We start from the raw sequence: 11,998 nt of genomic DNA on the forward strand, positions 1-11,998 counted from the left end.
TTTAGGCAGCAGTATTAGCAAAGGATTAATTAGAGCAGGTATGGCGATTAAGCATATTCTATTCGCGTCTCTACTAGCGACCAGTGTGTCGGCGAATGGAGCTGAGGATTTTGTTGTACAGGACATTCGTATTGAAGGCTTGCAAAGGGTAGCACTGGGTGCTGCGCTATTGAAAATGCCGGTACGAATTGGTGACACGGTTGATGGGAAGGATATCTCAGAAATTATTAACGCGCTCTACAAGTCTGGTAACTTTGAAGACATCAAGGTTTTGCGAGATCAAGATGCGCTTGTTGTTCAGGTGACAGAGCGTCCGACAATTGCCAGCATTTCGTTCTCAGGAAATGACGCGATTAAGGAAGAGCAGCTACAGCAAAACTTGGACGCGTCTGGTGTTATTGTTGGTGAAGCGCTCGATCGTACGACGCTGAGCAACATAGAAAAAGGGTTAGAAGACTTTTACTACAGCGTGGGTAAATACAACGCTAAAGTACAGGCGGTTGTGACGCCGCTACCACGTAATCGTTCGGATTTGAAATTTGTCTTTACTGAGGGCGTATCTGCGAAAATTAAGCAGATAAACTTTATCGGCAACCAAGTCTTTACTGATGATGAGTTACGCTCTCGCTTTAATTTGAATGTAGACGTTGCATGGTGGAATTTCCTTGCCGACGATAAATACCAGAAGCAAGTATTGGCTGGTGATATTGAAGCATTGAAATCCTATTACCTTGATCGTGGTTACTTGAAGTTTAAAGTCGATACCACACAAGTTTCTATCTCTCCGGATAAAAAAGGTGTCTACATTACGTTAGGCATTGATGAAGGCGCACCTTACCAAGTCGAAGGGGTGAAATTCCGCGGACAACTCATTGGTAAAGAAGCCGAGTTTCAAGGCATGGTTCCGTTTAAAGACGGCGATACCTACAACGGCTCAAGTGTCACAGCGCTAGAAGAAAGCATTAAGCGAGTACTGGGTGAATCAGGTTATGCTTACCCACAAGTACGGACTATTCCGGAGTTTGACGATGAGAATAACCAAGTTTCCTTGGTCATTAATGTCGAGTCCGGTAATCGTATCTACGTGCGTGACATTCGTTTCACAGGTAACAACTCAACGAAAGATGAAGTGTTACGCCGTGAAATGCGTCAAATGGAAGCCAGCTGGCTGAACTCTCGCTCTATTGACGTAGGTAAAGACCGATTAAACCGTCTGGGCTTCTTTGAAACCGTAGATGTACAAACGGTTCGAGTGCCAGGCTCTGAAGATCAAGTCGATTTAGTTTATGACGTCAAAGAGGCCAACTCTGGCAGTGTCAACTTTGGTGTCGGCTATGGTACGGAATCAGGGATCAGTTTCCAGGTTGGTCTACAGCAAGATAACTTTGCTGGTAGCGGTGACCGTGTTGGTATCAGCGCAATGACCAACAAGTATCAAAAGAACATTACCTTAGACTACCGAGACCCATACTGGAACTTGGATGGTGTCAGCTTAGGTGGGCAGATTTTCTACAACGAATTTGAAGCCTCTAAAGCGGGTATTATTGACTATACCGACCAAAGCTACGGCGGAACGCTGACTTGGGGTTTCCCGGTTGACGAACTAAACTACGTTGAATTTGGTGGTGGTTATACCCACAGTCGCCTTGGCAACATCAAAGAATACGTACAGATTGAAAAATTCTTACAAGCGCAAGAGAAGAACCGTGATGCGGAAGGTAACCTAATTACCGATGATTTCCACATGACAGCGGCATGGACTCGAAACAACTTGAACCGTGGTCGCTTCCCGACAGCGGGTAACCATCAAAAACTCTATGGTAAGGTAACGGTTCCTGGCTCGGATGTTCAATACTTCAAGACACAATATGACGTTAGGCAGTATTTTCCGATAACACAAAGTCACAATTTTACGTTATTGTTAAAAGGTCGATTGGGTTACGGTAACGGTTACGGACAAACCAATGGTAATGACAACCTATTGCCATTCTACGAGAACTTCTATGTCGGTGGTTTCTCTACGTTACGTGGCTTTAGACAAAACTCGGTAGGCCCGAAAGCCGTTTATGATGATCCTAACGGCTGTTCAAGTAATGTTGGTGGCAATAACCCATGTTATTCCGCAACTGAGCAGTCGGTGGGTGGTAACGCGGTTGCATTAGCGAGTGTTGAACTTATCGTACCGACACCATTTGCGTCTGACGAGTTCCGCAACCAAATTCGTACCAGTGTGTTCTTTGATGCCGCGAGCTTATGGGATACAGAGTTTACGTATTTGTCACCGGACCCTAACATGTCAGGGCAGAAATACTATTACGATTACTCGGATCCATCGAATTATCGAGCATCCGTCGGCGTAGCAGTTCAATGGATGTCTCCAATGGGACCATTGGTATTTTCACTAGCAACACCAGTTAAGAAGTTTGAAGGTGATAAAACAGAAGCCTTCACATTTACGATTGGTAATACGTTCTAGTATTAGAGCGCAGAATTTACACTTTAGAGCCTAGTTGATAGGCGATAGAATATTGCATATAAATAGAGGAATTGACCTTGAAAAACATGATGAAAGCGGCTGGTCTTGGCCTGGTAATCCTAACGTCTTCACTTTTTGCTAATGCAGCGGAAGCGGCACAAAAAATTGGTTATGTGAATACGCTTCAGGTGTTCCAAGCGTTACCACAACGTGAGGCTGTTCTTCAAAAGCTTCAAAGTGAATTCAAAGATAAAGCGGCGGAATTGCAAGCTATTCAAGCGGATGCGGCTAAGAAAATGGAAAAGCTACAACGTGATGGCGAGCTATTAGGTACAGAAGAAGTAGAAAAACTTCGTATCGAGATCGGTCAACTTGATAGTAAGTACAAAATCAAAGGTCAGGCTCTAGAAAAAGCAAGCCAACGTCGTGAAGCAGAAGAAAAGCAAAAGCTATTTAAAGTGATCCAAGAGGCAGTAGAGAAAGTCGCACAGAAGCAAGGCTACGACATGATCATTGACATTCAAGCGGTCGGTTACGCGAAAGAAGAGTTCAATATCTCTCAAAACGTTATTGATTCACTTAAATAGTTGATTCGATTAAGTAATTGAACAGAAAGCAATAGATTGAGAAAGCGGTAGGACAATGATGACAGAAATGACTTTAGCGAAACTTGCTGAAATCACCAACGGCCAATTACATGGCGACGGGGACACTCGTATCCATGCGGTTGCGCCAATGGATAGTGCTGGTAAAGGTGAGATTACTTTCCTGACAAATGCAAAATATGCGAAGCATTTAGCGGAGAGTCACGCTTCTGCCGTCATGGTTAAAGCCGCTGAACTAGAGCATTGTCATACCAACGCTCTAGTGGTTGCCGATCCTTATGTGGCTTACGCAAAAGTGGCCCAAGCCTTGGATTCAACGCCAAAAGCAGCTGAAGGTATTGCCGCGACTGCGGTTATTTCTTCTGAGGCTAAATTGGGAGCAAATGTTTCTGTTGGCGCTAATGCTGTGATTGAAGCCGGGGCAGAGCTGGCGGACAACGTTAGCGTTGGCGCGGGTTGCTTTATAGGTAAGGGTGCCAAGTTAGGTGCTCATACTCAATTATGGTCAAATGTCAGCATTTATCATCGTGTTGAGTTAGGTGAGCACTGTTTAGTCCAAGCAAACACGGTGATTGGCTCCGACGGTTTTGGTTATGCAAACGAGAAAGGCGAGTGGGTGAAAATTCCCCAAGTCGGCACGGTTCGTATTGGTAATCGTGTTGAGATTGGGGCTTGTACGACGATAGACCGTGGTGCGCTTGATGATACAGTGATTGAAGATAATGTTATTATCGACAATCAGTTACAGATTGCTCACAACGTGCACATCGGATATGGTACTGCGCTTGCTGGTGGTACAATCATTGCTGGCAGCACGTCAATAGGCAAGTACTGTCAGATTGGTGGTGGTAGTGTCATTAACGGTCATATTGAAATTGCCGATGGTGTCATTGTTACCGGTATGGGGATGGTGATGCGAAGCATTACAGACAAGGGGATTTATTCTTCTGGTATCCCATTGCAAACCAACAAAGAGTGGCGTAAAACAGCCGCTCGTGTACATCGTATCGATGATATGAACAAGCGACTTAAAGCCGCTGAAAAACAGTTAATTGATAAAGAAGACTAAGACTTTTATCTTCTTTAAAAAAGACTCGCAATAGGCGGGTCTTTTTATTGTTTGTTTGCTTATCTACATCTTAACAGCCCTAACTGCCACTCAAGTGGATTTGGGTATATAATGCCTGTAGTAAGATATAAGAATTGAAATAGGAATATAGCTTTGAGTACTGATACTAAAATAATGACCATCACTGAAATTCAGGAACTATTACCTCACCGTTATCCTTTTCTGTTGGTTGACCGTGTTACCGACTACGAAGAAGCAAAATACTTAAAGGCGATCAAAAACGTATCAGTTAATGAGCCTCAATTCACGGGTCATTTTCCTCAGATGCCCGTGTTTCCAGGTGTCTTGATCCTTGAAGCAATGGCTCAAGCTACTGGGTTATTGGCATTTAAATCTTTTGGCGCCCCTCAGGGTAATGAGCTTTACTACTTTGCTAGTGTTGATAAAGCGAAGTTCCGTAAGCCAGTGACACCTGGTGACCAATTGGTTATTGAAGTCGAATTCCTAAAAGAACGCCGTGGCATTGCAGCCTTTAATGGCGTTGCGAAAGTTGATGGCGAAGTTGTTTGTTCCGCTGAATTGAAATGTGCCCGTCGAGAGTTCTAGTATGATTCATGAAACCGCGAAAATTCACCCAAGTGCAGTGATTGAAGGCAATGTGTCTATTGGTGCGAACAGCAGCGTTGGCCCATTTACTTACATCTCAGGCGACGTGTCGATTGGTGAAAATAACGAAATCATGTCGCATGTTGTCATTAAAGGTAATACTACGATTGGTTGTGATAACCGTATCTTCCCACAAGCTATCATTGGTGAAGAAAACCAAGATAAGAAATACGGTGGTGAAGACACGAAAGTGATTATTGGCGATCGTAACGTCATTCGTGAAAGTGCTCAGATTCATCGTGGTACCACTCAAGATAAAACACAAACGGTTGTGGGTGATGATAACTTACTGTGTGTGAACGCGCACATAGCCCATGACGTGATTGTTGGAAACCATACTCACATTGGTAACAATGCTATTTTGGGTGGGCATGTGACAGTCGGTGATTATGCTGGTGTGATGGCGCTGTCTGCGATTCATCCATTTTGTACTGTTGGCGCTTATGCTTACGTTGGCGGGTGTTCAGCAGTTGTTCAAGATGTCCCAGCGTATGTACTCGCGCAAGGTAATCATGCCACGCCATTCGGTCTTAATTTAGTTGGCTTGAAGCGCAATGGTTTTGAAAAACCGGAACTAAGAGCACTACAAAAAGCGTATAAAGAAATGTACCGTTCTGGCAAAACGTTAGCGGAAGTGAAGCCCGTTTTAGAAGAAATGGCGATAGAGTTTCCAGCTGTTCGTCGTCTGATCGACAGTTTCGAAAACTCAGAGCGTGGCATTATCCGCTAAACCCGGACACACATGTATCGTCTGTCAATGACGAGAACAAAAGATCGCAGGTGTGATACTTAGCGGTCTTTTTGTCTTTTAGGTTCAACAGAACCGTACTTGGGTACGAATGACGTCAACAAAGGGAAAAAGTATGGCAAGACCACTTCGAATTGGCATTGTAGCCGGTGAGTTATCCGGTGACACGTTAGGTGAAGGTTTCATTACATCAATCAAACAACGCTACCCTGATGCAGAATTTGTCGGCATTGGTGGGCCAAAAATGATTGCGCAAGGTTGTGAGTCTCTATTTGACATGGAAGAACTTGCGGTCATGGGCCTGGTTGAGGTATTGGGCCGCTTAAGACGTTTATTGCATGTTAAGGCGGAGCTTGTTCGTTACTTCTCTGAAAATCCCGTTGATGTCTTTGTTGGTATTGATGCTCCCGATTTCAACTTAAGGTTAGAGCTTGACCTTAAAAGAGCGGGCACACCGACGGTACATTATGTCAGCCCTTCGGTTTGGGCCTGGCGACAAAAACGCATTATTAAAATTGGCGAAGCCACCAATCTTGTATTGGCGTTTTTACCATTTGAAAAGGCATTCTATGATCAGCACAATGTGCCTTGCGAATTCGTTGGTCATACGTTAGCGGATGCCATTCCTTTGCAGTCAGATCAGCATTCCGCGCGCGCACTGTTAGGTCTTGAGCAAGATAAAACCTGGCTCGCAGTGTTACCAGGAAGCCGAAATAATGAACTTAAGATGTTGTCTCAGCCGTTTATCGAAACTTGTCAAAGACTGCACGCTGATGATCCTAATTTAGGCTTCGTGGTTGCAGCGGTCAATGACAAGCGCCGACAGCAGTTTGTCGAAGCTTGGAAAACCTTCGCTCCAGAGTTAGATTTTCACATTGTTCAAGATACCGCGAGAAACGTCATCACCGCTGCTGATGTCGTGTTGCTCGCATCGGGAACGGTAGCACTAGAGTGTATGTTAATAAAAAGGCCGATGGTTGTTGGTTACAAAATGAATGCGATCACAACATTTTTAGCCAAGCGCTTAGTGAAAACCAAGTACGTGTCCTTGCCGAATATTTTAGCCGATGATGGGATCGTAGAAGAATGCTTGATGGACGCGTGTACGGTCGAAAATCTGTATAATGCGTTAACCGTATTATTAAACCAAGATAACACCGCGGTGCTAGACAAGTTCACCGAAATGCATCATTGGATCCGGAAAAACGCGGATGAGCAAGCCGCTCAAGCCGTATTAAAACTAATTAATAAGTGAAGAACATGACCAAGAAAACGCCTGTAGAGTATCCGCCTTTTGAATATCCGCATGGTTATAGCATGATTGCAGGGGTGGATGAGGTTGGGCGTGGACCACTAGTTGGGGACGTCGTGACTGCCGCGGTCATTTTAGATCCAAATAACCCGATATCGGGTCTGGCTGACTCCAAAAAACTGTCGGAAAAAAAACGGTTAGCGCTCTACCCAGAAATTAAAGAAAAAGCGTTAGCATGGGCAGTAGGGCGTTGCTCGCCAGAAGAGATTGATGAATTGAATATTCTTCAAGCAACGATGGTCGCGATGCAACGAGCGGTTGCTGGGCTTCAAGTCAGTCCTGATCTTGTGTTGATTGACGGCAATCGCACTCCGAGTTTAACGATGGACTCACAAGCCGTGGTAAAAGGGGACTTGCGCGTCTCGGAAATTAGCGCGGCATCCATTATTGCTAAAGTGGTACGGGATGCGGAAATGGACGAGTTGGATAAACGTCACCCTCAATTTGGTTTTGCTAAACACAAAGGTTATCCGACAAAAGCACATTTTGATGCGATTGAGCAACATGGTGTTATTGACGAGCACCGCAAAAGTTTTAAGCCGGTTAAACGCGCGTTGGGTATCGAATAAGTAATGATGACCATGAATCACACTATCGTGACAATTAGGATTTAGTATGTCAGATCCCAAGTTTATACACCTGCGTGTACATAGTGACTTTTCTATGGTGGATGGCCTATCGAAAGTGCCGCCACTCGTCAAGAAAGTTGCTGAGATGAATATGCCAGCTATGGCGCTTACCGACTTTACTAACTTGTGTGGCTTAGTGAAGTTTTACAGCAATGCACATGGTTGCGGAATTAAGCCCATCATTGGTGCTGATTTTGCAATGCAGTCCGATGAGTTTGGCGATGAACTGACGAGTATTACGGTTCTTGCTATCAATAACACCGGCTACAACAACCTGACATTGCTCATTTCCAAAGCTTATCTTCGCGGCCATGTCCAGCACCAGCCAGTGATTGATAAAGCATGGCTCCCTGAGCTATCAGAAGGTTTAATCGTACTTTCTGGAGGCAAGAATGGCGAAGTCGGTAGGGCATTGTTAAAAGGTAACCGTGCGTTAGCGAATCAATGTCTGGAGTTTTACGAAACCCATTTTACCGACCGATTTTACCTCGAGTTACTGCGTACGGGTCGTCCTGACGAAGAGAGCTACTTGCACTTTGCAATTGAAATTGCCGAAGCGCGAGGTTTACCTGTTGTTGCCACGAATGAAGTCGTTTTTGTCGAACCTGAACTGTTTGATGCCCATGAAATTCGCGTCGCGATTCATGATGGTTACACGATTGATGATCCTAAACGACCAAAGCGTTATAGCGCACAGCAGTACCTTCGTTCTGAAGAAGAAATGTGTGAGTTATTTGCTGATATCCCTGAAGCGCTGCAGAACTCAGTTGAAATCGCGAAGCGCTGTAACGTAACGGTTCGCTTAGATGAGTATTTCCTGCCTGCGTTCCCGACGGAAGGGATGCTGGAAACGGACTTCTTAGTGAAAAAATCACAAGAAGGCTTAGAAGAGCGACTTGAGTTTTTATTTCCAGATGAAGAAGAGCGGACTAAGCGTCGTCCAGAATATGATGAACGCTTGCAAATAGAGCTCGATGTAGTCAATGAAATGGGCTTTCCTGGTTATTTCTTGATCGTAATGGAGTTTATTCAGTGGTCCAAGGACAATGATATCCCTGTTGGGCCAGGACGAGGCTCTGGTGCGGGTTCACTTGTTGCCTATGCGCTAAAGATCACTGACTTAGATCCGTTGGAATATGACTTACTGTTCGAACGTTTTTTGAATCCAGAACGTGTCTCCATGCCCGATTTCGATATCGATTTCTGCATGGACAAGCGTGATCAGGTTATCGACCATGTAGCTGAAATGTATGGGCGTGATGCGGTATCTCAAATCATCACTTTCGGTACCATGGCCGCTAAAGCGGTTATTCGAGATGTTGGTCGTGTCTTAGGACACCCCTTTGGCTTTGTGGATCGGATTTCAAAATTGATCCCACCAGATCCGGGGATGACGCTGGAAAAAGCCTTCAAGGCTGAACCTGCATTGCCTCAGTTATATGATGGCGATGAAGAAGTCCGCGATTTGATTGATATGTGTCGAATTCTGGAAGGTTGTACGCGTAATGCGGGTAAGCACGCGGGTGGGGTTGTTATTTCGCCTACCACGATCACGGATTTTGCCCCAATTTATGCGGATGCAGAAGGTAACTTCCCCGTCACTCAGTTTGATAAGAATGACGTTGAAACCGCAGGCTTGGTTAAGTTCGATTTCTTAGGTTTAAGAACATTGACCATCATTGACTGGGCGCTGGGGTTGATTAATCCGCGTTTGGAAAAAGAAGGCAAAGACCCGGTTCGTATTGAGTCGATCCCTTTAGAAGACCCCGCATCGTTTAGACTACTGCAAAACTCTGAAACAACGGCCGTGTTCCAATTGGAATCACGTGGTATGAAAGACTTGATCAAACGTCTTCAACCAGACTGTTTCGAAGATATTATCGCTTTGGTGGCGCTTTTCCGTCCAGGTCCATTGCAATCAGGCATGGTAGATAACTTTATCGACCGTAAACATGGTCGCGAAGCCGTCTCATACCCAGATGAAAAATGGCAACATGAGTCACTAAAAGAGACGTTAGAGCCGACGTACGGCATTATCTTGTATCAAGAACAAGTGATGCAAATTGCCCAAATTTTAGCCGGTTATACGCTAGGCGGCGCCGATATGCTTCGTCGTGCGATGGGTAAGAAAAAGCCAGAAGAGATGGCAAAGCAACGTACTATCTTTGAAGAAGGTGCGGTGGCGAATGGCGTGGATGGTGAGCTCTCGATGAAGATCTTCGATCTGGTTGAGAAGTTTGCAGGCTATGGCTTTAACAAATCTCATTCCGCCGCTTATGCGCTGGTGTCTTATCAGACGCTATGGCTTAAAACCCATTATCCTGCCGAGTTCATGGCTGCGGTAATGACGGCGGATATGGACAACACAGAAAAAGTGATTGGACTGGTGGACGAGTGTCTACGCATGAAACTTAAGTTGTTGCCACCAGATATCAACTCAGGGCTGTATCGCTTTAATGTCGATGATGATGGTGCTATCGTCTATGGTATCGGCGCTATCAAAGGGGTGGGTGAAGGTCCAATTGAAGCCATTATTGATGCACGAAATAAAGGTGGACATTTCCGAGACTTATTCGACTTTTGTGCACGGCTTGACCTTAAAAAAGTCAACAAGCGTGTTATAGAAAAACTGATTATGGCGGGCGCACTAGACCGATTAGGCCCGCATCGTGCGGCGTTAATGGCATCACTTAACGATGCAGTGAAGGCCGCCAGCCAACATCATCAGGCTGAAGCATTCGGCCAGTCGGATATGTTTGGGGTATTGACCGAAGCACCAGAAGACGTTGAGCATAAATACGTTCAGGTACCAGCATGGCCTGAAAAAGTGTGGTTAGAGGGAGAACGAGAAACACTCGGTCTTTATTTGACCGGCCATCCCATTAATGCGTATTTAAGGGAACTGAATAAATACACCAGTTGTCGACTAAATGAAGCGACGCCAACACGACGAGATCAGTCGTTAACACTTTCCGGCTTAGTGATTGCTGCGAGAGTGATGACAACAAAGCGTGGTAATCGTATTGGTTTGATGACATTGGACGACCGTTCTGGACGTATGGAAGTGATGTTGTTCTCAGATGCGCTAGATAAATATGCTGAATTGCTCGAAAAAGACAAAATAGTGGTCGTTTCTGGACAGGTCAGCTTTGATGACTTCAATGGTGGGCTTAAAATGTCCGCCCGCGAAGTTTTAGACTTGGGAAGCGCACGCGAGAAATTTACTCGTGGATTATCAATTTCGTTGCTAGAAAAACAAATTGATGAGCGTTTTTACCAACGCTTTACTGATATTCTAGCGCCACATAAAGCTGGAACAGTACCGGTTAATATTTATTACCAGCGTGAAGATGCGCGAGCAAAACTAACACTGGGAACAGAATGGCGTGTCACGCCAAACGACACGTTGTTAGAAGAATTACAGCAGTTACTTGGTCAAGACCAGGTAGAACTCGAATTTAACTAATTGGGTCCTCACACTATCCGAGGACTGAATCGAAAAGGATTCATTGATGAGCTTGAACTTTCTTGAATTTGAAAAGCCAATTGCAGAACTAGAAGCTAAAATCGAAGCCTTGCGCGATGTATCTCGCCATGGTGGTGATAGCGCGATTGATTTAGACAAAGAAATTGAACAACTAGAAAAGAAAAGCCTAGAGCTTAAAAAGAAGATCTTTAGTGATTTAGGTGCATGGCAAGTTGCACAATTGGCTCGCCACCCTCAGCGCCCTTACACGCTGGATTACATCGAACACGCGTTTACAGAGTTTGACGAGCTAGCGGGTGACCGTGCTTTTGCTGACGATAAAGCTATCGTTGGTGGTATGGCGCGACTAGACGGTCGTCCAGTGATGATTATTGGTCATCAAAAGGGTCGTGAAACGAAAGAAAAAGTGAAGCGTAACTTTGGTATGCCAAAGCCAGAAGGTTACCGTAAAGCATTGCGCTTAATGGAAATGGCTGAGCGCTTCCAAATGCCGATCATTACGTTTATTGATACCGCTGGCGCTTACCCTGGTGTTGGCGCGGAAGAGCGTGGCCAATCTGAAGCGATCGCAAAAAACCTGAAAGTGATGTCTGGTCTGACAGTGCCAGTCATTTGTACGGTTGTTGGTGAAGGTGGTTCTGGCGGCGCATTAGCCATTGGTGTGGGTGATTACGTGAATATGCTTCAGTACTCAACGTACTCGGTAATCTCACCAGAAGGTTGTGCGTCTATTTTATGGCGTGATTCAGACAAAGCCCCACAAGCGGCTGAAGCGATGGGTTTAGTTGCCCCTCGACTAAAAGAGCTTGAGCTTATTGATGATATCATCGAAGAGCCACTGGGTGGCGCACATCGTGATCCAATTAAGATGGCAGAGAACCTCAAGGCAACGCTATTACGTCAACTTGAAGATTTGGAGCAGCTGGATCATGACTCGTTGCTTGACCGTCGTTATAAGCGTTTAATGAGCTACGGCTACTGTTAAGTCCATCTCATTAGTATAATA

The 11,998-nt window shown here is 45.1% G+C and carries 9 protein-coding genes; all 9 read left to right on the plus strand.

What is annotated here, in order from left to right:
* Positions 1 to 40 precede the first annotated feature (40 nt).
* The 9 genes from bamA (at position 41) to accA (ending at position 11,977) form a co-directional block, all read left to right on the plus strand.
* Positions 41 to 2,476 (plus strand): outer membrane protein assembly factor BamA, encoded by a 2,436-nt coding sequence (bamA, locus tag MD535_RS08960; RefSeq protein WP_265674524.1) that lies wholly within the window; start codon positions 41 to 43, stop codon positions 2,474 to 2,476.
* Between the two features lie 86 nt (positions 2,477 to 2,562).
* Positions 2,563 to 3,063, plus strand: a complete 501-nt coding sequence (locus tag MD535_RS08965) for an OmpH family outer membrane protein (protein WP_265674605.1) — start codon at positions 2,563 to 2,565, stop codon at positions 3,061 to 3,063.
* A 58-nt stretch (positions 3,064 to 3,121) separates the two neighbouring features.
* Positions 3,122 to 4,150, plus strand: a complete 1,029-nt coding sequence (gene lpxD, locus MD535_RS08970; RefSeq protein ID WP_265674607.1) for a UDP-3-O-(3-hydroxymyristoyl)glucosamine N-acyltransferase — start codon at positions 3,122 to 3,124, stop codon at positions 4,148 to 4,150.
* Between the two features lie 174 nt (positions 4,151 to 4,324).
* The gene (fabZ, locus tag MD535_RS08975; protein ID WP_390902915.1) at positions 4,325 to 4,756 is read left to right on the plus strand and encodes a 3-hydroxyacyl-ACP dehydratase FabZ; all 432 of its coding nucleotides are present in this window, start codon (positions 4,325 to 4,327) and stop codon (positions 4,754 to 4,756) included.
* Position 4,757: 1 nt separating this feature from the next.
* The gene (gene lpxA / locus MD535_RS08980; RefSeq protein ID WP_265674525.1) at positions 4,758 to 5,546 is read left to right on the plus strand and encodes an acyl-ACP--UDP-N-acetylglucosamine O-acyltransferase; all 789 of its coding nucleotides are present in this window, start codon (positions 4,758 to 4,760) and stop codon (positions 5,544 to 5,546) included.
* Between the two features lie 133 nt (positions 5,547 to 5,679).
* Positions 5,680 to 6,819: a lipid-A-disaccharide synthase gene (lpxB, locus tag MD535_RS08985; protein WP_265674526.1), complete on the plus strand. Its 1,140-nt coding sequence runs from the start codon at positions 5,680 to 5,682 to the stop codon at positions 6,817 to 6,819.
* Between the two features lie 5 nt (positions 6,820 to 6,824).
* Positions 6,825 to 7,445, plus strand: a complete 621-nt coding sequence (gene rnhB / locus MD535_RS08990; protein ID WP_265674527.1) for a ribonuclease HII — start codon at positions 6,825 to 6,827, stop codon at positions 7,443 to 7,445.
* A 46-nt stretch (positions 7,446 to 7,491) separates the two neighbouring features.
* Complete coding sequence (gene dnaE, locus MD535_RS08995; protein WP_265674528.1) at positions 7,492 to 10,971, plus strand: DNA polymerase III subunit alpha; 3,480 nt, start codon at positions 7,492 to 7,494, stop codon at positions 10,969 to 10,971.
* A 46-nt stretch (positions 10,972 to 11,017) separates the two neighbouring features.
* Positions 11,018 to 11,977 carry an acetyl-CoA carboxylase carboxyl transferase subunit alpha gene (gene accA, locus MD535_RS09000; protein WP_265674529.1) on the plus strand — a complete coding sequence of 320 codons (960 nt, stop codon included), beginning with the start codon at positions 11,018 to 11,020 and terminating at the stop codon, positions 11,975 to 11,977.
* Positions 11,978 to 11,998 lie beyond the last annotated feature (21 nt).

Source organism: Vibrio qingdaonensis (assembly GCF_026191675.1).
Taxonomy (GTDB): Bacteria; Pseudomonadota; Gammaproteobacteria; order Enterobacterales; family Vibrionaceae; genus Vibrio; species Vibrio qingdaonensis.

Coding starts and splice junctions, on each gene's coding strand:
- bamA (WP_265674524.1), top strand. CDS start 41: ATGGCGATTAAGCATATTCTATTCGCGTCTCTACTAGCGACCAGTGTG.
- MD535_RS08965 (WP_265674605.1), top strand. CDS start 2,563: ATGATGAAAGCGGCTGGTCTTGGCCTGGTAATCCTAACGTCTTCACTT.
- lpxD (WP_265674607.1), top strand. CDS start 3,122: ATGACAGAAATGACTTTAGCGAAACTTGCTGAAATCACCAACGGCCAA.
- fabZ (WP_390902915.1), top strand. CDS start 4,325: ATGACCATCACTGAAATTCAGGAACTATTACCTCACCGTTATCCTTTT.
- lpxA (WP_265674525.1), top strand. CDS start 4,758: ATGATTCATGAAACCGCGAAAATTCACCCAAGTGCAGTGATTGAAGGC.
- lpxB (WP_265674526.1), top strand. CDS start 5,680: ATGGCAAGACCACTTCGAATTGGCATTGTAGCCGGTGAGTTATCCGGT.
- rnhB (WP_265674527.1), top strand. CDS start 6,825: ATGACCAAGAAAACGCCTGTAGAGTATCCGCCTTTTGAATATCCGCAT.
- dnaE (WP_265674528.1), top strand. CDS start 7,492: ATGTCAGATCCCAAGTTTATACACCTGCGTGTACATAGTGACTTTTCT.
- accA (WP_265674529.1), top strand. CDS start 11,018: ATGAGCTTGAACTTTCTTGAATTTGAAAAGCCAATTGCAGAACTAGAA.